Here is a 22,266-nt window from a genome sequence, read left to right on the forward strand (position 1 = left end):
CTCGCGCAGAGAGGGGTGGCTCGGCGGGCTCACGAAGAGGCCCAGAGCGAGCGAGCTTCAGGCCCTCGAGTCTCCGTCGATCGCCTCGTCCTCGGCTTCGGCATCCGCGTCGGTCCGGGCGCCCGAGGTGCGGCTCTCGCGACGCTCGAGCAGGCGAGCGGAGGCATCGGTCAGGGGGGCGCGCAGGAACAGCATCGAGATGCTCACGCCGATGAGGGCCGAGAAGATCGCGGCGAGCCACCAGAACTCGCGGAAGATCGGGAAGAAGAACCAGAGGATCGCGAGCGGGACGAGGAACGCCAGCAGCCGCAGCACGGTGTAGACGAGGAAAGGGGCGGTCTTCTTCACCCCGTCAGTCTACGTTCGCGCCCTATGAGCTCCCCGACCGCTCAGCCGTCGATGCCGAGGCCGGCGAACGGGATGCCGCGCACCACGCGTCGCCACGGATGCTCGCCGAGCGACCAGAGGAGCCTCTCGTCCGGATCGAGCGCGAGGTCCTCGCAGCCGACAGGCAGGGAGACCGGGTCTCGCTCGAGTCGGTCGCGCGTGCCGCGCCAGAGGATGCCGGGGCGCAGCCGGTCCGACTGCGAGACGAAGTAGCGGTCTCCCCAGCGGACGGCGCCCTGCATCGAGCGGATGCTGGGGGCGAAGCGCTCCGTCTCCTCGAATCGGTCGTCGTCGCCGTCCGGGATGTCGAACTCGCCGATCCGGCCGCTGCCGTCGGTGCGGTACTCGCCGATGAGCACGCGGCGCAGCGGTTCGCCGTCGGCATCGAACACGCGGCCGAGGTAGGAGCACCGCAGATCCACCGGATGCACCCTGGTCCGCACCGCGACCAGCGCGGTCGCTCGCCAGCCGCGGCCGCGGGCTCCGGCCAGTCGCCGGGCGAGGGAGCCGCGCACGCGGCGGATGTCGGAGAGGTCGAACTCCCAGATGCCGCGACCGGTCGCCGCCACGAACAGGCGATCGTCGAACCAGGCGAGCCCGCCGGCGTGGATCTGCGCCGGCAGGAGCTCGCCGTCGCCGTCATCCACCGCGAGCAGCACGTCGAGGTGCCGTGACCGCTCCAGGTCGACGAAGGCGACCCGGGAGGCGAGGTGGTTCCTGGCGCGGTCCTGGCGGAACCAGCTGACGGCGAGGGTGCGCCGCCCGCGCCAGAGGCCGAGATCGATGCCCTGCGGGTACCAGCGCTGAGTCCAGGACCGGGCGCTGAGCCACCGCAGATCCACGGTGTCGCGCCGCTTCTGGCGCACGGGGCGCCAGGTCGATCCGAAGGGCCAGAGCATGCCGTCCATCGTCGCCGATCGGAGGCCGCGGCGCGAACTCGCCCGCGCGCGGCGCGAACTCGCCCGCGCAGGACACCGCGCGTTCACCTGCGCGTCCCCGGTCGGCAACGAACGCCTGACACCATGCCTGACACCGCTCACCACCGGGAGATCCGTGCGCACACCCCTCGTCACCGTCATCCTGCCGGCCAAGGACGCCGGCGAGTACATCGGGACGACGCTCGAGACGCTCACCCGCCAGTTCGCCGACCCGGCTGCGCTCAAGCTCGTCGCGATCGAAGACGGATCCCGCGATGACACGGGGTCGATCATGCAGCGTTACGCGGAGCGCTTCGGGCGGGCCGAGCTCGTGCGCAATCCGCGGCCGCTCGGGCTGGCGAGTGCGCGCAACCAGGGGCTGGCGCATGTCGAGGGAGAGGCCTTCTGCTTCCTCGACGGTGACGACTGGATGCAGCCGCGGCGCCTCGAGGTGCTCGCTTCGCGGCTCGGCGAACTCGGCTGCGACTTCCTCCGCACCGACCACGTCACGGTGACCGCGGGCCGTCGCGCTCTGGTGCGCGCGCCGCACCCCTGGCGCGAGCAGGTCACACCGGCGCGGGAGGCGATCCTCCCAGAGAACGAGTCCACGATGGTCGACTACCCCTTCGCGTGGGCGGGCCTCTTCCACCGTCGGATCATCGACCGCGGCCTGGCCGCCTTCCCGCCCGGCCTGTTCACGGCGGAGGACCGCCCGTGGATCTGGCGACTGCACCTGCGGGCCGACAGCTTCGCCGTCGTCGACGCGCCCGCGCTGCTCTACCGGCGCGGTGTCACGACCTCGCTGACGCAGGTGCGGGATCGACGCCAGCTCGACTTCGCGAAGGCGATGCACCAGGTGCTCGACACCGTCGACACCGACCCTGAGGCCGACCGCTTCCGCGCGAAGGCCGTGTGGACCGCGCTCGCGCTGAGCTCCCACCACCTCGTGCGCTCCCGGAGGATGCGACCGGCGCTGCGTGCCGAGATGCGCGCCGGCATCCGTGACGTGCTGGCGAGGCTCCCCGATGCCGAGGTCGCCGCGGTGCTCGGACGCTTCGACGGCCCGCGTCGGCGCGTGCTCGCACGGGTGCTCCGGCAGGCGGGGAGGGCGTCGTGACCCAGCTCTTCGCCCTGCACAGCGCCTACGGACTCGCGACGGCGTCCGCGGCGATCGATGCCGGGCTGCTCGACACGACGACGCCCGAGCATGTCGACCGCCTCCTCGTCCCGTTCACCTCGTCGCGCGTCCCGGAGACCACCGTGGGCATCGCCGCCGACCCGGCGCTGCGCTCGCTGCGGGAGCGGTTCGGTCGCATCGAGGAGCTCGAGGGGATCCTCGGGCCGCTGCATCCGAGCTCGTGGGAACCGTCCGACGGCGACCTGCCCATCCTCGAGCGTCTCCTCACCCGCGTCTGGTCGCTGGATCCGCACGATCTGGAGCTGTTCGTGCAGAGTCCGCAGGTCGCACCGGCGCGCACGCTGATGTCGCTGTTCCCGCACGCCCGCATCACCGTGATCGGCGACGGCCTGATGACCTACTCGCCGATGCGGGTGCGCCTGCCGCACACGGTCGCCGCCCGCATCGGACGCGTCGTGCACGCCGATGTCGTGCCCGGCGTGCGCCCGCTCGTCGGATCGCCGCACGCCGAGATCGTGCCGGTGCCTCCCGCGGTCTTCGCCGCCGCGCTCAGAGAGACGGATGCCGCGGAGACGGATGCCGGGGAGACGGATGCCCTGTTCGACGAGGAGCTCCCCACCGTGCTCGTGCTCGGGCAGTACCTCTCGGCCCTCGGGCTGATGAGCCCCGCCGAGGAGATCGCCCTCCAGGAGCAGATGATCGACCGCGCCGCACGTTGGTCGCCACGGCGCATCGTCTTCAAGCCGCATCCGTCGGCTCCTCCGCTGCTGACCGACGCGGTGCGGGCGCGGGCGACGGCGCAGGGTGCGGCCTTCGAGGAGTATCGCGGCGGCCTCGCCGCCGAGCTGCTGGCCGAGCGGCTCGACGCCGTGGCCGTGGTGGCGGGGTTCTCCACCGCGCTCCCGACCGTGCACGCGCTGTTCGGCCGGGCGATCGGTGCGGCCGGCGCCGATACTGTGCTCCGGCGGTTGACCCCGTTCGAGAACAGCAACAGGATCCCGGCGACCATCGTCGACGCCCTCACCCGCGAGCGCTCGCCGTACGCCGATCCCGCACGCCTGCAGCTGCTGGTCGACGCGGTCGGCTACGCGATGCAGCCGGAGGTCGCCGGGCACCTGCGACCCCGGGCCGAAGAGCTCCTCCGCGGGCTCGATGCCTCCGAGCGCGACCGGTACTTCGCGCCGGAGAGGCTCGCCGACCTGCGGCTGCCCGGGGCCCCGGCCGACGGCATCGTGCGACGGATGCTGCGCCCCGCCGGAGGAGTGGGCAGAGTCGAGGAGTGGCGGCTCACGGCCATCGGCGCTCGCCGCAGGGTCGGGCGGGCATGGCGGGCGATACGAGGGAGATGACGGTGGAGGCGACAGTGGAGACGACGGTGAAGACGGTGCCGAGGACGGTGGCGATCATTCCGGCGCGCGGTGGATCGAAGCAGGTCCCGCGCAAGAATCTGCAGCGGGTCGGCGGTGTTCCCCTCGTCGAGCGCGCGGTGCGGGCGGCAGTGGCGGCGAGTATCGACCTGGTCGTGGTCTCGACGGACGACGAGGAGATCGCGGCGGTGGGCGCGGCGGCCGGCGCGCGCGTGATCCGGCGGCCGGCAGAGCTCTCCGGCGACACCGCCGCATCGGAGAGCGCGATCCTGCATGCGCTCGACGCACTCGAGGCCGACGGCGAGCGTTTCGACATCGTGGCCTTCCTGCAGGCGACGTCGCCCTTCATCCCGAGCGATGCCCTGTCCGCAGCGGTCGACGAGGTGCGCGCCGATCGCGCCGACAGCGTCTTCTCGGCGCACGAGACCTATGGGTTCCTTTGGCGGCGCGACGCCGAGGGCGCGGCGATCGCGATCAACCACGACGCATCGCACCGGCCGCGGCGTCAGGACCGGGAGCCGCACCACCTCGAGACGGGCGCCTTCTACGTCTTCCGCGCCGAGGGGTTCCGTCAGAGCCGACACCGCTTCTTCGGGCGCACCCGCGTCGCCGAGGTGCCCGAGTGGACGGCGATCGAGATCGACGACGAGCACCAGCTGCGCATCGCGCGTGCGCTCGCCGCACTGCATGACACCGTCGGCCCGATCCCGGTGCGGGCCGTCGTCACCGATTTCGACGGCGTGCACACCGATGACACGGCGATCATCGACGCCGACGGCGGGGAGCGCGTGCGCGTCAGCCGTGAGGACGGCATGGGCGTGGCGCTGCTCCGCCGGGCGGGGGTGCCGATGCTGATCCTGTCGACCGAGGTCAATCCCGTCGTCCGCGCGCGCGCCGACAAGCTGCGCGTCCCGGTGCTGCACGGCATCGAGGACAAGGAGGCCGCCCTGCGCGTCTGGGCGCACGACAACGATCTGCCCCTCGCTGACATCGCCTATCTCGGCAACGACGTCAACGACCTCCCCGCCCTGCGCATCGTCGGCTGGCCGATCGCGGTCGCGGATGCGCATCCGCTGGTCCTCGCGGAGGCCCGCGTCGTGCTGCGGCGTCGCGGCGGCGACGGTGCTGTTCGCGAGCTGGTCGAGCGGGTGTTGTCGAGCTGACCGCCGCCGGTAACCCTCCGGTCGCGCGATGTTCACCCCCGCCGCGTACCCAGGAGGGAGGGGTCCGCGAGGGCCGTTCGACGACCGGAGGAATCATGACTGTCAGCATCGGCTCACGGGTGATCGGCGGCGGCCGTCCCGCCTACGTCATCGCCGAGATCGGCTTGAACCACAACGGAGACGTCGACATCGCGAAGCGGCTCATCGACGTCGCCGCGCGCGCCGGCGCCGACGCCGTGAAGTTCCAGAAGCGCACGCCGGAGATCTCGACCCCCGAGCACATGCGCGACGTCCCGCGCGAGACGCCGTGGGGGACCATGAGCTACCTCGACTACCGGCGCCGTGTCGAGTTCGGCCGCGACGAGTACGTCGAGATCGGCGACCACGCCACGATGCAGGGCCTCGACTGGTTCGCCTCGCCGTGGGATGTGCCGAGCGTCGCCTTCCTCGAAGAGCTCAACGTCGTCGCCCACAAGGTGGCCTCGGCGAGCCTCACCGACACCGAGCTGCTGGTCGCCCTGCGCGAGACCGGCAAGCCCGTCATCCTCTCCACCGGGATGTCGACGATCGAGCAGATCGACCGGGCGCTCGACACGCTCGGCACGGATCGCGTCGTGCTGATGCACGCCACCTCGACCTATCCGCTCGAGCCGGAGGAGGCGAACCTGCGCGTGATCTCGACGCTCCGCGACCGCTACGCCGGCGTGCCGGTCGGCTACTCCGGCCACGAGCGCGGGCTGCAGATCTCCCTCGCGGCGGTCGCGCTCGGCGCGGTCGCGGTCGAGCGCCACATCACGCTCGACCGCACGATGTGGGGCTCCGACCACGCCGCCTCTCTCGAGCCCACCGGTCTCGAGCACCTCGTCCGCGACATCCGCGTGATCGAGAAGGCGCTCGGCGACGGCGTCAAGCGGGTGTTCGACAGCGAGCGCGCGCCGATGGCGAAGCTCCGCCGCATCCCCGCATGACGGATGCCGCGGGCATCCGCGTCATAGCGATCGCGGATGCCGACTCGTTCGTGAAGTGGTCGGCTGCCCTCCTCGGCGGCGTCCCGGGGCTCCGGCCGCATCTGCTCCTCGTGCGTACTCCGCTCACCGCCAGCGTCGAGCAGCAGCGCACGGCCCTCGCCGGCACCGGTCTTCGCCCCGAGGATGTCACGCGCGTGAGCTTCGCCGAGACCGCCGGATGGCTCGAAGGCCAGCGCCCCGATGTGGTGCTGCTGGCGGGTCGCGGACCGTTCGTCCGGCTCATGGGACGAGTGATCGACTCTCTGACGCACCGGCCGGTGACGATCTCGGGCCTCCCCGGCATGGCGATCCCCGCGCAGCGCGGAGCGCTGGACTACCGGCGGCACACGGATCTGCTGGTGGTCCACTCGCACCGGGAGGAGCGCGCCTTCGCGGAGCTCAGCCGTCACATCGGCGTCACGATGCCCACAGCGCTCGCGACCCTCCCCTTCGCGCGCCGACGCCAGCGGATGCTGCGTCCCGAGCGCGCTCGCGTCGAGGCGCTCGCCGCTCGTCCCGGTGGGGTCGCGGTCGCCGAGCGTCCGCCGCTGCCGGTCGCGGTGCGTCCGCCGGCGACCGACATCGTGTTCGCGGCCCAGGCGCTCGTGCCGGTCGCGCACGAGGAGCGCGTGGAGATCGCCGCGACTCTCGTGCGGGCGGCCGAGGCGGATCCCGGCCGTCGCGTCGTGGTGAAGCTGCGGTCGCGACCGGGGGAGGCCGAGACGCATCTCGAACGCGATCCCTACGTCGCCCTGCTTCCGCCCCGCCGACCCCGCAACCTCGTCTTCTCATACGACTCGATGGCGTCGGCACTGGAGAGCGCGGCGGGCCTTGTCACCGTGAGCTCGACCGCGGCCATCGAGGCGACCGCCCTCGGCATCCCGGTGATCGCGCTCGACTCCTTCGGCGTGAGCAAGAGCCTCCTGAACACGGTGTTCGTGGGCAGCGGCCTGCTCGGCGGGCGGAACGAGGTCGTGGCCGGTCGCTTCCGGCATCCGCACCCCGACTGGCTGCGGGACAACTACTTCCATCCCGAGGCGGAGTCGGACTGGTGGCAGCGGGTGCAGGAGCTCGTGGCGATGCGCCGGGCCGGCGCCCTTCCGCACCGTCGCGTCCCCGCAGCGCGAGGCGGTGCTCTGCACGACGCGTGGCATCGGGCGAGTGTGCTCGGGCGCGAGGACCGGTCGCTCCGGGGCGGGCTGGCGCTGACGGTCGGAGCACCGGCCACGCGCGCTCTGTCGGCGGTGCGCCGTCGTCGGGAGCCGTCGGACGGCGGCACCTGGGGCGACCCGTCGACCGACTTCACGCTCGAGCCGAACCCGTTCCACGACTCGATCCGGCGCTGAGCCCGCGGCGCGGACATCCGGGGCCCCATTCGACGAGCTGCCTCAGGCTCTTGGCGGCTGTGCAGCGGCATCCGCTCTGCCAGGGGGAAACACGGACGAAGTCTCGCGCGCACGGCGATTCGCCTGCGGACACGCCGCGAGCGGGCCGTGGCATCCGGGATTCCCGACGCCACGGCCCGCTCGGCTGTGCTTCGAATGCTGTGCACTCAGCTGCTGCGCTTGATCGCGCGGACCCCGACCACGAGTCCGACGATCGCGACCGCGAGCGCGGACACCCAGCCCCAGAGCACGGTGATGTCGCCGAGGTCGCCCGCGAACAGGGCGCGTTCGGCCTGCACGACCCAGTTGATCGGGTTGACCGAGGCCACGGCCCGCATCCAGCCCGGAGCGTCGTCGAGCGGCAGCAGCATGCCCGACAGGATCAGCAGCGGGAAGATGAGCGACTGCTGCACGCCCCAGAACAGCCATTCGCGGTCTTTCGTGGCGAGCGCCAGCGAGTAGGAGAGCGACCCGAGCCCCACGCCGAAGACGGCGAGCAGCGCCAGTCCGATGAGCAGGCCCGGGATGTCGGCGGCGAACCCGAACGGCCACGCGATCAGGACGATAACCAGCGCCTGCACGACGATCGGCGCGATCTCCTTGAGTGCGCGCCCGACCAGCAGCGAGGAGCGGGCGAGCGGGGCGACGAGCGTGCGCTCGTGCGAGCCGGTCATCATCTCGTACTGCAGATTCGATCCGGTGGCTCCGGTGCCGAAGAGCACGATCATGACGAGTACCCCCGGCACGAACCAGGCGAGCGTCTCGCCGGCCGGACGCCCGGAGTCGCCGATCAGCAGCGGCGCGAACAGCCCCAGGAAGATCAGTGGCTGCAGCAGGCTGAAGATCAGCGTGAAGGGATCGCGGATCACGGGCTTGAGCTCGCGGGTGAGCACGTTCCTCGTGTCGCGCGCGAGGTTGGGGCGCACGAGCGTGTCGATGGCGGTCATGAGAGGACTCCTGTCTTGCTGGTCTCGGAAGCGGTGTCTGCCGTGTCGGAATCGGATGTCTCGTTCTCGGCATCCGTCCCTTCCCCGGCCTCACGGAGGGTGCGGCCGGTGAGCGCGAGGAACACGTCGTCGAGTGTCGGCGGCACGCCCGTCGCCCGAGTGACGGAGATGCCCGCGGCATCCAACTCGCGGACGATCACGGGCAGCAGCCGGTCGCCGTCCGGCACGGCAAGTGACACGGCGTCGCCGTCGAGCGCGACCTTCGCGGTGCTGAGGCGGGCGACCACGGGGTGCGCGCTCGCCGCCGTCGCGGCATCCGCGAAGCCGAAGGTGAGCACGTCGCCGGCGAGCGTCGCCTTGAGGGCCGTCGCGCTGTCGTCGGCGATGATGCGGCCCTTGTCCATGACCATCACGCGCTCCGCGTAGCGGTCGGCCTCCTCGAGGTAGTGCGTGGTGAGGAAGACCGTCGTCCCGTGCTGGGTGCGGAGATCGAGGATGTGCTCCCAGAGGTTCGCCCTGCTCTGGGGGTCGAGTCCGGTGGAGGGCTCGTCGAGGAAGATCAGCGGCGGGGCGTGCATCAGGCCGAGGGCGATGTCGAGCCGGCGCTTCTGCCCGCCGCTGAGCTGCTGCACGCTCCGCGTCGCGAACGAGGAGAGGTCGAGCGACTCGATCAGCTCATCGGCCCGACGGATGCTGTCGCGCTTCGACATGCCGTAGAACGACCCCTGACTGAGCAGCTCGTCGCGCACGCGCTGCGAGAAGCTGCCGCTCGTGAGCTGTCCGACGTAGCCGATGCGGGCGCGGACGCCGGCGGCATCCGTCCGGATGTCGTGCCCGACCACCCGCGCGGTGCCGGCGGTCGGAGGGATGAGCGTCGTCAGCATCCGGAGGCTGGTGGACTTGCCGGCGCCGTTCGGGCCGAGGAACGCGACGAGCTCGCCGCGGGCGGCTGTGAAGGAGAGGTCGGTGACGGCTTCGACCTTCTTCTTCTTGACGGTGAAGACCTTGGTGAGGCCCTCGGTTTCGATGATGGATTCGTTCGTCATGCTTCGAAGCTGGAAGGCAACCAGGACAGATCCTGTCCGCGATGTCTGGCAATCTGTGAGACATGTCCGACACCACCTCTCGAGCCCTCGCCCTGCTCAACCTGCTGCAGACGCATCGGCACTGGCCGGGAACCGAACTCGCGACGCGGCTCGGCGTCACCGAGCGCACCGTGCGCCGTGACGTCGACCGCCTGCGCGAGCTCGGCTACCGGGTCGAATCCACGCCCGGAGCCGCAGGAGGCTATCGCCTCGAGGCAGGGAGCGCCGTGCCGCCGCTGCTGCTCACCGACGACGAGGCCGTCACGATGGCGATCGGACTGCGGGTCGCGGCCACGCAGCAGCTCGTGGGCGGCCCCGAGGTCACGCTCACCGCGCTCGCCAAGCTCGAGCAGGTGCTGCCGCAGGCGCTGCGTCGACGCGTTAACGCGCTCGCGGCCTCGGTGCAGACCCCGCGCATCGGCGACGGTCCCGTGGTCTCGCCCGTGGTGCTCGGTGAGATCGCCCTCGCCACCCGCGACACCGAGCGGCTGCGCCTGCGGTACGTCGACGCGGCCGGTGCGGAGAGCATCCGCCGCGTCGAGCCCCACGCGCTGGCACCCGCCGGGCGCAAGTGGTTCCTGCTGTGCTGGGATCTCGATCGAGACGACTGGCGCACGTTCCGCGTCGACCGGATCGAATCGGTCGAGCACACCCGCGTCCTGTTCCCGCGCCGGGAGATCACCGAGGCGGAGATCGAGGAGCGGGTGCTCATCGCGTCGTCGTGGTCGCCGCAGAAGGTCGAGGGGGATGCCGTGATGGAACTGCCGCTCGCCGAGATGCAGGACCGCTTCGGGCCCTGGTGGCAGGGCGCGACGGCCGAGGGGGATACGCACACCCGGTGGCCGATCGGCGGGTCGGACTGGCGCGAGGCGATGTACGCGTTCCTCTGGATCCCCGAGGGCGTCGAGTACGCGATCACCTTCCCCGATCAGGATCGCGCCGAGCTGCGCGAGGCGGTGGAGCGTCTGCTGCGGGCGATCGACCGGCCGACGCCGGCGGCGCGGGCGTGACAGCGGTGCCGTTCAGGTGAGACTCGGCGGATTCGCGTCGTCCCAGCGCTGGAAGGTCTGCACCCACCAGAACCACGCGAAGAGGCTGAGGGCGACGGTCTCGCCGAGGAGCACGAGCGGGACGTCGCCCAGCTGCTCGCGGAAGACGAAGGCGGCGAGGAGCAGCAGCAGATCCGCGATCATGAGTCCTGCCACCCAGCGATAGACGGATCTCTGCCGCGCGGTCGGAGGCGTCTCGGTCTCGTCGACGGGCCCGCGCGAGTGCAGGATCGGCACGGCGGCGAAGATCCCGAAGAAGATCAGCGTCACGGCGAAGTGGATGCTGGGCGGATACGGCCAGAAGTTGAACGGGAAGTCGGCGTTCACCCCGGGGAGGAAGGCGAGGCCGGCCATCACGACCGCCGTGACGACGGCGATGACGGAGACGAGGGCGGAACCCGGCGTCGTGATTCCCCGTCTCGCGCGGATCACGGCCAGCGCGACGACGACGACGATCACGACGACGGCATAGGCGGCGACACCCGCGCGGACATCGTCGAGGTACGCGGCGGGGATGCATTCCTCCGTGCCGGGGCAGGCGAGCCCACCGATCGGAAGCTCGGGGTCGATGCCCGTCGGCACGAGAGCGATGAGCGGCGCGAAGAGGGCGGCGATGTCGAGCAGGATCGTCGCCCTGTTGCGTCCGGACAGCGCGAGGAGTGCGAGCGAAGCGGCGATCAGCGCCCCGACGAACACGTTGCGCGCCGGGGTGTAGAAGTAATGGCTGATCGAGGGGAGCGGCTCCCAGCCGAAGGCGAGCGGCTCCCAGGACACGACGACCGTCTCGAGCGCCACGCTCACCAGGAGCGCGAAGACCACGAAGACGAGCGACAGCCGCAGGTACCGATGCGTCTTCTGCGCGGTGGTCGCGGAGTCGAGCGCAGGGGCCATGCCCGTGACGGTACACCCGACCGCCGACGGGGATCCCGAACGACTCCGGACGATCGGAGGAGTCATCGGAAGACTCATCGGGTTATCTCAGGCAATGATCCTGGCCAAGAAGGTCACGGCCCGGTAACGTCGTCTCCATCGCGGCGATCCGGGCGGTCCCGGGCCTCAGCTCATATCTGACGGCGTTGCGGGTTCGACTCCCGCCGTCGCGTCCACGTCAGAAGGGCCGCGATCTCCCTCCCCGGAGATCGCGGCCCTTCTCGTTCGCGAGTGACCGGCGCCTCAGCGCGGCACGGCCATGGTGATCACCCAGAAGAGGGTCGTGAGGGCGCAGATCGCGAGACTGATGTACGCGAGCACGAGCGCGGTCTGCACCTTCCGCCGTCCCGGCGCGGACATCCGGGATGCCTTGAGCCAGGAGTGCCCGTTGATCAGTGCGGCGATCCCCAGCGGCGCGGCCAGGAAGAGCATGAACAGACCCCAGACCGGGATGGGGACGGACAGCGCGAAGAAGAGACTGGCGATGGCCAGGCCGAGCGAGCGCGTGGCCGGCCTGTCGCTGGGCAGGATGCTCGCTTCGGAAGCGGTCGCGCTCCGCGGGGCGGGGCGGGAGGTGTCGGTCATGTGGGCTCCGTTTCAGTCGATTGCAGCGATCCCGGCCAGGGCGGATACGGCTTCATCCGGTTCGCATCCGGCATCGGCGTGGACGGGGCGGTGCTCCCTCCGGCCACCTCCGCCAGCTGCTCGTCGGTGAGCTCCCCGGAGGCCGAGGTCGGCTTCTCCTCGTTGTGATCGTCCACCGTTCCATCCCTTCGACAGACGCCGCCGGGCTGGCGCTGCGGTCTGTCAGTCCATCGTGTGACGGCACAGCACGGCGTCACCATGGACGCAGGTCGCCCCTTCGTCACGGTGCGTCCTCTCGGCGGGAGGGGAGACCGGTGCGCGATCACGGAGAGGGGATTCAGGTCCATGGTCGTGCGGGCGCCCAGCGGGGATCGTTGAGGTCATCGAGCGGGGGCTCTCCGCGTTCGAACATCCGATGCACGTGAACGAGAGGTTCTCATGTCCGAACAGAACGACTACGCCAAGATCATCGCCAAGGCCTGGGCCGACGACGACTTCCGTGCCCGACTCCTCGCCGACCCGGGCGCCACGCTCCTCGCCGAGGGCGTCGAACTGCCGGCAGGCAAGCGTGTCGTCGTCAACGAAGACACCGCTGACGTGATCAACATCTCCCTGCCTGCTCGTCCGAGCGAACTCTCGGACGAGGCGCTCGATTCGGTCGCGGGCGGGTTCTACTACCCGCAGCTGTCGCGTCCCGAGGACTACGGGAAGCTGGGCAAGAAGTAGTCGGCTCGCCGCGCTGACGAGATCGCCGTGCCGTGCTGTGCCTCGAGGCCGCACCGCACGGCGATCATCGTCCTCTCCCGCTCCCGACGTCGAACGGACCTCTCCGATGACCATCTCCGCTGCCGCGACATCCACGGCGCGCGTCACACCGCCTGAGGGGGCTCCGTGGGCGCTCGATCCCCGGGTCGTGGTCCGTGGACTCGACGGGGCCGGTGTCGTCGTGCTGCAGGGGGAGGACTCCTCGCTGCTGCGCGGCGCCGTGCTCGATGCGGTCCTCGGGCTGGTCGACGGCACCCGCACATCCGACGGGATCGTGGCCGCGCTCGCCGGCGCCCATGCGGCCGAACGCGTGCTCTTCGCGATCCACCAGCTGCACCGGCGCGGAGTGATCGCGCCGCACACCGACCACGCCGGCGACCGGGAGCGGGCGTTCTGGGCCGGACTCGGCGCCGACGATCGCGGCCTTTCGCTCCAGGCCGTCGCCGTCTTCGCGACGGCCGGGGTGCCCGACGACATCCTCGAGGTCATCGCGGTGGCACTGCGAGACGACGCCGCCGTCGTGCACGTGTCGCGGGATGCGTCGTCGTTCCTCGCCGTCTCCGCCGATCTGCGCCTCGTCCTCGCCGACGACTACACCGACCAGGCGCTCGAGCAGATCAACCGGTCGAGCCTCGCGAGCGGCGTCCCGTGGGTGCTCGTGCGCCCCGATGCGCACGACGTCTGGATGGGTCCGCTCTTCCGACCGGGTGAGACGGCGTGCTGGGAGTGCCTGATGAACAGGCGCCGCACGCGACGAAGGATCCATGCCGCGCTCGGCGCGGACGACGGCAGCCCGCTCACGGTGCCGATGCTCTCCACCGAACGGTCGGCAGGGCTCGTCGGGCGGCTCGTCGCTCTCGAGGTCGCGAAGGTGCTGCGCGGCATCGCTCCCCTCGAGATCGCGGATGCGCCATCCGGATCGTCGTACATCGCCCGCCTGGCGGTCGCCGACTGGACCACCTCGCCCCACGTGGTCGTGCGCCGACCGCAGTGCCCCGCGTGCGGCGATCCGACACCGCCGCCGACCTCGCGGGTGCAGCCGAGTCCCGAGAGGGCGAGGCTCGAGGTCGGCGGCGGGCTGCGCACCGCGACACCCGAGGAGACGTTCCGCCGATTCCGACATCACATCAGCGCCCTCTCCGGCGCCGTCGCCGAAATCGAGGAGCAGGCGACCCGGTACGACGGCATGCACGTCTGGTCCGCCGGATCCAACCTCGGCCTCGAGCCCGAAGACCTCCTGACCCTCGATCTGACGGTGCGGGCGCGCTCGGCGGGCAAGGGCGCGACTCGGGAGCAGGCGCGCACCGGCGCGCTCGCCGAGGCGCTCGAGAGGTACTCCTCGATGCGTCAGGGGGAGGAGCACACGGTGCGAGGGAGCCTCCGCGGTCTCGGAGATCGAGCGCTGCACCCCAACCGCGTCATGCTCTTCAGCGAGGATCAGCTCGACGGGGCGGGGACGACGGATGCCGGGGCGGGGTGGTTCAACCGCGTGCCCGCCCGCTTCGACGAGGACGCGGTGATCGACTGGACGCCGGTCTGGTCGCTGAGCGACGACCGCGAGCTGCTGCTGCCCACCGCGCTCTGCTACTACGGCACCCCGGGAGCGCGGGAGATGGGCATCTCGTCGAACTCGAACGGATGCGCCGCAGGGAACACGCTCACCGAGGCGATCCTGCAGGGGTTCTTCGAGCTCGTGGAACGCGATGGAGTCGCGATGTGGTGGTACAACCGCGTCCGCCGCCCCGCCGTCGATCTCGGGAGCTTCGGGGATCCGTGGATCGACGGCGTGGTGCGCGAGTACGCCGGAAAGGGACGCGAGATCTGGGCCATCGACGTCACGACGGATCTCGGCATCCCGACCTTCGCGGCGATCTCGCGCCGCACCGCCGGCTCACCGGAGGCGCTGCTCATGGGGTTCGGCGCCCATCTCGATCCGCTGGTCGCGATCACGCGGGCGCTCGGTGAGATCGGGCAGATGTCGACGACCGACGAGCACCTCGAGGATGCCGCCTTCCTGGATGCCGATGAGGAGCTCGTCGCGTGGCTGCGGACGGCGACCATCGAGGATCAGCCGCACTTCGTGCCGGACCCGGGCGCGCAGCCCTGGCGGCTCGCGGACCATCCGAGTCTGACGGGTGCCGATCTCGCGGAGGACGTGCGCCTCTGCCGCGAGCGGGTCGAGCGCGCCGGGCTCTCGCTGCTCGTGCTCGATCAGACCCGGCCCGACATCGGACTCCCGGTCGCGCGCGTGATCGTGCCGGGACTGCGGCCCTTCTGGTCGCGTCTCGCCGAGGGGCGGCTCTACGACGTGCCCGTCCAGCTGGGCTGGCTCGACCGGCCGAGGACCCCCGCCGATCTCAACCCGATCCCCTTCTTCCTGTGAACGCGCGGGCGCTTCTCGCTCTGCGCGGCGAGGTGGTCGAGGTTCCGGCTGCGCACGGATCGGCATCCGTCCTCCGAGGATCGCGGTCCGCCCTGGCCGTGCCGCGGTCGGGGACGCCGGAACGCCGCGCCTTCGATCGCCTCCGGGCAGGCCCGGCCGATGCGGCCACGCTCGACGCCGTGGCGGATGCCGGTGACCCGCTCGGACGGGCGCGGTGGCTGCTGTGGAGCCGACGGGCGATCGCTCAGGGGCTGATCGAGTTCCGCCACCTCGCCGCCGACGGGTCGATCCTCGCGGCGTTCGTGCCGGTGCACGCCGACGCTCCTGATCTCGCCCGCGAACCGCCGGCTCCCTGGGCGCGAGTGCGTCTGTCGCGTTTCGCCCACCTGGCTCGCCGGGGCGACGCTCTCGTGCTGGAATCGCCGATCGCGTCGATGCGCGTCGAGCTCTCGGCCGCGGCGGGGGCGACGGTCCTGTCCTTCGCCCACAGCCCGGTCGCGCGAGGCGATGACGATCCCCGGCTCGTGGCCGACCTGTGCGCCGCAGGCCTCCTCGTCGAGGTCGATCAGGACGGTACCGCGCGGGAGGATCGCGATCCCGCTATCGCGCCATGGGAGCCGCACGACCTGCAGCTGCACGCGCGCTCGAGAGGCGGCAGGGGGGACCATGCTCGCGGGGGCACCTTCCGCTTCGCGGAGCGGCATCCGGCGCCGGCCGCCCTGCGGCATGCTGCGGGGCGGACGGGGATCGCTCTGCCCCGCCCCGATCTGGAGCGGCTCCTGGTCGATGACGTGCCGCTCGCGCGAGCCATGGAGGAGCGCGTATCCCGACGAGAGCTCGCACCGCTCGATCTCGCGCGACTGGGCGAGTTCCTCTTCCGCACGGTCCGGGTGCGCCGCGAGCTCGCCGCCGGAGAGGGTGCGCACGGATACCCGCGACTGGATCGCCCGCACGCCGCGGCGGGAGGGATCAGCGAGCTCATCACGTACCTCGCGATCTCGGCCTGCGACGGGGTCGGCGGCGGTCTCTACCGCTACGACCCGATCGGGCATCGGCTGGAGCTCGTGGCTCCCGCCGGTCCTCTCGTCTCCCATCTCCTCGAGGAGGCCCGCCGCGCATCCGGCGCCGTCGCTGTCCCGCCCGTGCTCGTGATCCTCGCCGCCGACTTCGCCCGACTGTCGTGGAAGTACGAGAGCATCGCGTACGCGCTCCTCCTGAAGGACGTCGGCGTCGTCTACCAGACCATGCAGCTCGCGGCCACCGCGATGGGCCTCGGCAGCTGCCCGCTCGGGGGAGGCGACAGCGAGGCGTTCTCCCGCGCCGCCGGCACCGATCCGCTCGCGGAGACATCGGTCGGCGAGCTGATGCTCGGATCGTGAGCACCCAGGGGACCTGGGTCTATGGCTCCCGAACGCACCCGGTGCCATCGTGGGGGCTTCGGGGACAGCGCGCCGGCAGGATCGGGGCGCAGGACAGGAGGCCATGGTGAGTTCGCCGGTGTACCGCGCGAGCGCGATGGCGCACCTCTCCAGTCCGGAGCAGCTCGACACCGAGGTGCGGCTGGTGCGGCCTGCCGGGTGGCTGGCGCTCGCCGCCGTCGGGCTCGTGCTGGTGGCCTTCATCGTGTGGTGCTTCCTCGGCACGGTCCTGACCACGATGCCGGCGGCCGGAGTGCTGGCCACGCAGTACGGCAGCTCGAACAGCCTGTCGCCCGAGGAGGGCGTGGTCGCCGAGATGCTCGTGTCGCCGGGAGACCAGGTGTCGCGGGGCGAGCCGGTCGCCATCGTCGCGACCGCGTCGGGAGAAGTCGAGATCCCGGCGAGCGCGAGCGGCGAGGTGGTGGAGGTGCTCGCGTATCCCACCGATGCGGTGGCAGCGGGCGGGACCGTCGTCTCGATCCAGCCCGAGGACGAGCTCCGGTCGTTCGTGTACATCCCGGTGGCGGGCAGTCAGCCCATCAAGCCGGGGATGTCGGTGCAGATCGCGGTGACGACGGTCGCACCGGAGGACTACGGTCTGCTGCTCGGCACGGTGACGAGGGTCGGATCCCATCCGGCCACGCGCGCCGGCGTCGGAGCACTCCTGAACAACGACGACATCACCAGCATCGTCGTCGGCGGCGCTCCGGTGTTCCAGGTCGAGGTGGCGCTGACCCCGGCCGATACGCCCAGCGGCTACGCCTGGACATCCGGTCAGGGCCCTGACGAACCGCTGAGCGCCGGAACGCTCGTCAACTCGACGGTGACGATCGCCGCGCAGACTCCGATCACCCTCCTGTTCCCGGCCGATCGCGCCGCAGGATGACCTCGAGCGCTCCGCCGACCGTGCGTACCGCGACGCTCATCCCGCGGGCGCGGCGCGAGCGCGTGCCCACCGTCATCCAGATGGAGGCCGCCGAGTGCGGAGCGGCGTCGCTGCGGATGGTCCTCGCCCATCACGGGCGCTGGGTCCCCCTCGACGAGCTCCGCGAGACGAGCGGTGTCTCGCGGGACGGGGTCAAGGCGAGCAACATCGTCAAGGCCGCGCGGCGATACGGCATGACGGCGACCGGCCACCGCCAGGAGCCGGACGAGCTCCGTGTCGGGGCGCTGCCGGCGATCGTGTTCTGGAACTTCAATCACTTCCTCGTGGTGGAGGGGTACGCGCCGGGCCGGTGGTTCCTGAAGGATCCGGCCGTCGGTTCGCGCACCGTCACGGAGGAGGAGTTCGACAAGAGCTTCACCGGAGTCGTCCTGCGCCTCGAGCCGGGCGAGGAGTTCGCGAAGGGCGGGAAGCCGCCACCGCTCCTGACGAGTCTCGGGCGGCGCCTCGGACACTCGCTCTCCGGGCTGCTCTACGTGGTGCTGGCCGGACTCGCCCTGGTGATCCCGGGATTGGCGACAGCCGTGTTGATGAAGGCGTTCGTCGACCAGGTGCTCGTCGCTGAGACGCCGGGGGCGATCTGGCCGATCCTCGGCCTTCTCGCCGGAGCCGCCGCGACCATCGGCCTGCTCACGGCCCTTCGGCAGCATTACCTCCTCGCGCTCGAGACGAAGCTCTCGCTGCACAGTTCGAGCGCCTTCCTCTGGCATGTCCTGCGGCTGCCGATCCCGTTCCACGCCGCGCGCTCGCCCGGGGAGATCTCCGGGCGTGTTCCCCGCAACGACCGCGTCGCCGTGCTGTTGTCGAGCGAGGTGGCCACCGCGCTCATCGACTCGGTCGTCGTCATCTTCTACTTCGTCGTCATGTTCGGCTACAGCCCGGGTCTCGCGCTGCTGGGTGTCGTCGGGATCGCACTCAACGTGCTCATCCTCCGCGCGGTCGGAACCCGACGGCGCGATGAGGTGCTCCGGATGCTGCAGGACCAGGGTCTCCTGCTCGGAAGCGCGATGAGCGGCATCCGCTCGATCGAGTCGATCAAGGCGGCGGGTCGCGAATCCGACCTGTTCACGAAGATCATGGGCCTGCATGCGCGGACGGTCTCGGGCACGCAGCGGCTCGGACGCGCCTCTCTGCCACTGTCCGTCGCGCCGCCGCTGATCGCCGCGCTCACGACGGCGGCGATCCTCGGCTGGGGCGGGCGCGAGGTGATCGGGGGAGCGATGAGTCTCGGCACCCTCATCGCCTTCCAGACCCTCATGGGAAGAGCCACCGAGCCCATCGGGCGCTTCGTGCAGCTCGGCGGGACGCTGCAGGAGATCGGCGGAGACCTGGAGCGGCTCGACGACGTGCTGGCGAACCCGGTGGTCGACGACGACGAGCGCGGGGACGGGGACCCCGAGGTGCGACTCGCGGGGATGCTGGAGCTGCGCGACGTCACCTTCGGATACAGCCCGCTCGAGCCGCCGCTGCTGGATGCCGTGAACATCACGGTGCATCCGGGAAGCCGCGTCGCGCTCGTGGGCGGGTCGGGCAGCGGCAAGTCGACGATCAGCCGTCTGGTGGCGGGGCTCCACGCTCCGTGGAGCGGGGAGGTGCTGTTCGACGGACGCCCGCGCGACTCCTGGCCGACCGACACCATCACCGCGTCGGTCGCCCTCGTGGACCAGGACATCCGACTGTTCAGCGGCTCCGTGCGCGACAATCTCACGCTGTGGGACGCGAGCATCCCCGCGGCGCGTGTCGTCGGCGCGGCACAGGACGCCCTGATCCATGACCAGATCGCACGACGGCCCGGCGGCTACTCGGCCGATGTGCGCGAGAGCGGCGGCAACTTCAGCGGCGGCGAGGCACAGCGGCTCGAGATCGCCCGCGCGCTCGTCGCCGAGCCGAGCATCCTGATCCTCGACGAGGCGACGAGCGCCCTCGACCCGACGACGGAGGAGCTCATCGACCGCAACATCCGCCGGCGCGGGTGCACGACGCTGATCGTCGCGCACCGGCTGAGCACGATCCGCGACTGCGACGAGATCATCGTCCTCGACCGCGGTCGCATCGTCGAGCGCGGGACCCATGAGGACATGATCGGCAGCGGCGGCCCGTACAGCCTCCTCTTCTCGGCCGAGGCGGGTGTCCGATGAGCGGGGAGCGGGTCGCGAGCGGCACGGCGGTCGGGGCGAACACGCCGCTGCTGCTCTCGGGTGCCGAAGGATCGTGGCTCGTCGTGCACGGCGCGCTCGAGGTGTTCGCCTCGTTCGACGCCGAGACCTCCGCACCTCGCATCCATCTCCTGAGCGTCGGAGCAGGCGGTCGCGTGCACGGCATCCCCCGATCGGGCGCGCTGGAGGTCGATGTGCTCGCGGTCGGGTCGGCGGGCACGGTCGTCCGAGAGCTCGACGCGCCGAGCGCCTCGGAGCGCGATTCGTGGATCGAGGAGATGACCGCGGCGCTCGAGGATCAGGCGCCCGAGGACGAGGCGCTCGACGAAGAGAAGCCCGAGGAGGAGGTGCCCGCGCCGGCGGATGCCGCCGAACGACTCCTCCGGACGATCCGGACGCGACGCCGTGCCGTCGAGCTCGACGGCACGGCGCGCGTGCGTGCCCGGCGTATGGGCCGGATGTCGTCGATGGCGAACGGCCTCGAGAGCCTTCGTTCCCTGGTCGGACGGCCCGATCCCGTCGCCGCGGGCGTGGCCGCCGGTGACCCTCTCGACGCCGCTTTCGCCGTGATCGCCCGGTCGCTCGGGGTGACCTCCGCGCCGGTGCCCGCAGAAGCCGGGATCACGGATCGACTCTCGACGCTGGCGCGCCGCGCGCGGGTGCGCACGCGAAGCGTGAGCCTGACCCGCGGATGGTGGACGCACAGCACCGGCCCGATGCTCGCGCACCTCGTCGACGGCGGCGCACCTGTCGCGCTGCTGCCCCGCGGACTCACACGATACGAGTTGATCGATCCGCAGACGCGGGCGCGCGTGCTGGTCGACGAGAAGGTCGCTTCGACCATCGATGCGGATGCGGTCGTCGTGTACCGGCCCCTCCCCGAAGGAGCGGTGTCGCTGTCGGCACTGCTCGGCGATGCCCTGCTTCACTCCCGTCGCGACATCACCCGCCTGGTCGCTTTCGCGCTCGGCTCGGCCGTCGTGGCGCTCGCGGTTCCGATCGTGACCGGGCGGATCGTGGGGACCGTCATCCCCGAGGCCGACCTGCCGGATCTCCTGCAGCTGTCGCTCGCCCTGATCGTGGCGGCCGTGGCCGGTGCCCTGCTGCAGCTCACCACGGCGATCGCCGTGCTGCGCGTGCAGGGGAGGGTGAGCACGTTCCTCGCTGCGGCGGTCTGGAATCGGCTGCTCTCGTTGCCGGCGACGTTCTTCCGCCGCTACTCGTCCGGTGACCTCGCGGTGCGGATGCAGTCGGTGGAGACCATCGTGCAGGTGCTCGGGAGCGGTGCCGTCGTCGCCCTCCTCGGTGTCGCGACCACCGTGCTGAGTCTCGGTCTCATCTGGTTCTACAGTGTCGCGTTCGGGATGATCGCGACGCTGCTGCTCGCCGTGCTCGCCGCGTTCGTCGTCTTCTCGAGCCGGGCGCAGCTGCGGCGCTCGAGGGCCGTGGAGGACACGGCGGGGCAGCTGAGCGGACTCGTGATGGAGTTCGTGTCCGGCATCGGCAAGCTCCGGGTCGCGGGAGCCCACGAGAAGGCCTTCGAGCGCTGGGCCGAGCGGTTCCGCGCGCGGCGGGCGGCGCAGAACGGGGTCCGTCGTGCGCAGAACGTGTCGATCGTGGCGATGGCCGCGTTCCCCGTCATCGCGTCTCTCGTGCTGTTCGCCGCGGTCGGGCTCAGCGATCCGCCGCTCGCGGGGCCGGGCGAGTTCCTGGCGATCAACGCCGCCTTCGGGCAGGTGATCGGCGCGGTGCTCTCGATCATCGCCGTGGTGACGCAGCTCGTGCAGGCGGCACCCGGCATGACGCGCGTGCTGCCGGTGCTGCAGGAGCACCCGGAGGACGACGCCGACAAGGCCGAGCCGGGTGAGCTGCGCGGGGGTGTGCAGTTCAGCGGCGTCACCTTCCGCTACGACCCGGAGGGTCCGGCGGTGCTCGACGACGTGTCGATCAGCGTCCCTCCCGGCAGCGCGGTCGCCCTCGTCGGTCCCTCCGGCTCGGGCAAGTCGACCCTCGGACGTCTCCTGCTCGGATTCGAGACGCCCGAGGAGGGCGGCGTCTATCTCGACGACCAGGATCTCGCCGGCCTCGACCTGCGCGCCGTGCGGCGGCAGCTCGGGGTGGTGCTGCAGACGGTCGAACCCCTGCCCGGGTCGATCCTCACGAACATCCTCGGGGATGCCGTCGGTCTCGGGATCGATGCCGCCTGGCGCGCGGCGGAGCGGGCGGGGTTCGCCGACGATGTGCGCGCGATGCCCATGGGCATGCACACCGTCGTCTCGGAGGGCGGGTCGACGCTGTCCGGCGGACAGCGTCAACGGCTGCTCATCGCCCGAGCGCTCGCGGGGGACCCGCGCATCCTGCTCTTCGACGAGGCGACGAGCGCGCTGGACAACGTGACGCAGGCTGTCGTCGCCGAGAGCCTGGCCCGCCTCTCGGTGACGAGGATCGTGATCGCGCACCGACTGAGCACCGTGATGGATGCCGACCGCATCTACTACCTCGAGCGGGGGCGCGTCCTCGAATCAGGGACCTTCGACGAGCTCATGGCGCACGACGGAGCCTTCGCGGCGCAGGCCCGGCGCCAGCTCGCCTGAGGTTCGGATGCGATGCGTCCACGCCCGAACTGCGCCGGCAACCCGCC

At 71.3% G+C, this 22,266-nt stretch carries 19 protein-coding genes and 1 pseudogene; 13 read left to right on the forward strand and 7 right to left on the reverse strand.

What is annotated here, in order from left to right; all coding sequences use genetic code 11:
• Nucleotides 1-57 precede the first annotated feature (57 nt).
• Both LBN7_RS14210 and LBN7_RS14215 read right to left on the reverse strand, forming a co-directional pair.
• Nucleotides 58-348 carry a DUF4229 domain-containing protein gene (locus tag LBN7_RS14210; RefSeq protein ID WP_116635628.1) on the reverse strand — a complete coding sequence of 97 codons (291 nt, stop codon included), beginning with the start codon at nucleotides 346-348 and terminating at the stop codon, nucleotides 58-60.
• Between the two features lie 41 nt (nucleotides 349-389).
• Complete coding sequence (locus LBN7_RS14215) at nucleotides 390-1,286, reverse strand: hypothetical protein (protein ID WP_407360024.1); 897 nt, start codon at nucleotides 1,284-1,286, stop codon at nucleotides 390-392.
• Between LBN7_RS14215 and LBN7_RS14220 the strand changes: the two genes are divergently transcribed.
• The 5 genes from LBN7_RS14220 (at nucleotide 1,285) to LBN7_RS14240 (ending at nucleotide 7,325) form a co-directional block, all read left to right on the forward strand.
• Entirely contained in the window at nucleotides 1,285-2,421 is a 1,137-nt protein-coding gene (locus LBN7_RS14220) for a glycosyltransferase family 2 protein (protein WP_407360025.1), read from the forward strand. The two genes, LBN7_RS14215 and LBN7_RS14220, sit on opposite strands and share 2 nt — an antisense overlap.
• Complete coding sequence (locus tag LBN7_RS14225) at nucleotides 2,418-3,791, forward strand: polysialyltransferase family glycosyltransferase (protein WP_407360026.1); 1,374 nt, start codon at nucleotides 2,418-2,420, stop codon at nucleotides 3,789-3,791. The genes LBN7_RS14220 and LBN7_RS14225 overlap by 4 nt, the downstream gene beginning before the upstream one ends.
• Nucleotides 3,788-4,972, forward strand: coding sequence for a cytidylyltransferase domain-containing protein (locus LBN7_RS14230; protein WP_407360027.1), 1,185 nt, complete (start codon nucleotides 3,788-3,790; stop codon nucleotides 4,970-4,972). The genes LBN7_RS14225 and LBN7_RS14230 overlap by 4 nt, the downstream gene beginning before the upstream one ends.
• Before the next feature lie 95 nt (nucleotides 4,973-5,067).
• Nucleotides 5,068-5,940 carry an N-acetylneuraminate synthase family protein gene (locus tag LBN7_RS14235; RefSeq protein WP_116635633.1) on the forward strand — a complete coding sequence of 291 codons (873 nt, stop codon included), beginning with the start codon at nucleotides 5,068-5,070 and terminating at the stop codon, nucleotides 5,938-5,940.
• On the forward strand, nucleotides 5,937-7,325 hold the full coding sequence (locus tag LBN7_RS14240) for a DUF6716 putative glycosyltransferase (RefSeq protein WP_407360028.1): 1,389 nt from the start codon (nucleotides 5,937-5,939) through the stop codon (nucleotides 7,323-7,325). The genes LBN7_RS14235 and LBN7_RS14240 overlap by 4 nt, the downstream gene beginning before the upstream one ends.
• A 206-nt stretch (nucleotides 7,326-7,531) precedes the next feature.
• Here the strand turns inward: LBN7_RS14240 and LBN7_RS14245 are convergent, their stop codons facing one another.
• Complete coding sequence (locus LBN7_RS14245; protein ID WP_116635635.1) at nucleotides 7,532-8,311, reverse strand: ABC transporter permease; 780 nt, start codon at nucleotides 8,309-8,311, stop codon at nucleotides 7,532-7,534.
• Nucleotides 8,308-9,357 (reverse strand): ATP-binding cassette domain-containing protein, encoded by a 1,050-nt coding sequence (locus LBN7_RS14250; RefSeq protein ID WP_407360029.1) that lies wholly within the window; start codon nucleotides 9,355-9,357, stop codon nucleotides 8,308-8,310. Before LBN7_RS14250 ends, LBN7_RS14245 begins: the two co-directional genes overlap by 4 nt.
• Nucleotides 9,358-9,419: 62 nt before the next feature.
• Here LBN7_RS14250 and LBN7_RS14255 point away from each other — a divergent pair, with 62 nt between their 5' ends.
• Complete coding sequence (locus LBN7_RS14255; RefSeq protein WP_116635637.1) at nucleotides 9,420-10,406, forward strand: YafY family protein; 987 nt, start codon at nucleotides 9,420-9,422, stop codon at nucleotides 10,404-10,406.
• A 12-nt stretch (nucleotides 10,407-10,418) separates the two neighbouring features.
• Here the strand turns inward: LBN7_RS14255 and LBN7_RS14260 are convergent, their stop codons facing one another.
• Nucleotides 10,419-11,336, reverse strand: a complete 918-nt coding sequence (locus LBN7_RS14260) for a hypothetical protein (protein ID WP_407360030.1) — start codon at nucleotides 11,334-11,336, stop codon at nucleotides 10,419-10,421.
• A gap of 139 nt (nucleotides 11,337-11,475) precedes the next feature.
• Between LBN7_RS14260 and LBN7_RS14265 the strand changes: the two are divergent.
• Nucleotides 11,476-11,551 (forward strand): annotated as a pseudogene (locus LBN7_RS14265).
• Between the two features lie 67 nt (nucleotides 11,552-11,618).
• Here the strand turns inward: LBN7_RS14265 and LBN7_RS14270 are convergent.
• A complete protein-coding gene (locus tag LBN7_RS14270) occupies nucleotides 11,619-11,960 on the reverse strand; it encodes a hypothetical protein (RefSeq protein ID WP_341947723.1) in 342 nt (113 codons plus the stop codon).
• Entirely contained in the window at nucleotides 11,957-12,136 is a 180-nt protein-coding gene (locus tag LBN7_RS14275; RefSeq protein ID WP_116635640.1) for a hypothetical protein, read from the reverse strand. The genes LBN7_RS14270 and LBN7_RS14275 overlap by 4 nt, the downstream gene beginning before the upstream one ends.
• A gap of 262 nt (nucleotides 12,137-12,398) precedes the next feature.
• Here LBN7_RS14275 and LBN7_RS14280 point away from each other — a divergent pair, with 262 nt between their 5' ends.
• From LBN7_RS14280 to LBN7_RS14305, 6 genes are all read left to right on the forward strand, one after another.
• Nucleotides 12,399-12,686 carry an NHLP leader peptide family RiPP precursor gene (locus LBN7_RS14280; protein ID WP_116635641.1) on the forward strand — a complete coding sequence of 96 codons (288 nt, stop codon included), beginning with the start codon at nucleotides 12,399-12,401 and terminating at the stop codon, nucleotides 12,684-12,686.
• 106 nt (nucleotides 12,687-12,792) lie between these two features.
• Complete coding sequence (locus LBN7_RS14285; protein WP_407360031.1) at nucleotides 12,793-15,108, forward strand: TOMM precursor leader peptide-binding protein; 2,316 nt, start codon at nucleotides 12,793-12,795, stop codon at nucleotides 15,106-15,108.
• On the forward strand, nucleotides 15,105-16,487 hold the full coding sequence (locus LBN7_RS14290; RefSeq protein ID WP_407360032.1) for a SagB family peptide dehydrogenase: 1,383 nt from the start codon (nucleotides 15,105-15,107) through the stop codon (nucleotides 16,485-16,487). Before LBN7_RS14285 ends, LBN7_RS14290 begins: the two co-directional genes overlap by 4 nt.
• A gap of 106 nt (nucleotides 16,488-16,593) precedes the next feature.
• Complete coding sequence (locus tag LBN7_RS14295) at nucleotides 16,594-17,412, forward strand: HlyD family efflux transporter periplasmic adaptor subunit (protein ID WP_407360033.1); 819 nt, start codon at nucleotides 16,594-16,596, stop codon at nucleotides 17,410-17,412.
• On the forward strand, nucleotides 17,409-19,607 hold the full coding sequence (locus tag LBN7_RS14300; protein WP_407360034.1) for an NHLP family bacteriocin export ABC transporter peptidase/permease/ATPase subunit: 2,199 nt from the start codon (nucleotides 17,409-17,411) through the stop codon (nucleotides 19,605-19,607). The genes LBN7_RS14295 and LBN7_RS14300 overlap by 4 nt, the downstream gene beginning before the upstream one ends.
• Nucleotides 19,604-22,219 (forward strand): NHLP bacteriocin export ABC transporter permease/ATPase subunit, encoded by a 2,616-nt coding sequence (locus LBN7_RS14305; protein WP_407360035.1) that lies wholly within the window; start codon nucleotides 19,604-19,606, stop codon nucleotides 22,217-22,219. Before LBN7_RS14300 ends, LBN7_RS14305 begins: the two co-directional genes overlap by 4 nt.
• The last annotated feature ends 47 nt before the right edge of the window (nucleotides 22,220-22,266 follow it).

The organism is Microbacterium sp. LBN7, from assembly GCF_045690345.1.
In the GTDB taxonomy this organism is placed as follows: Bacteria; Actinomycetota; Actinomycetes; order Actinomycetales; family Microbacteriaceae; genus Microbacterium.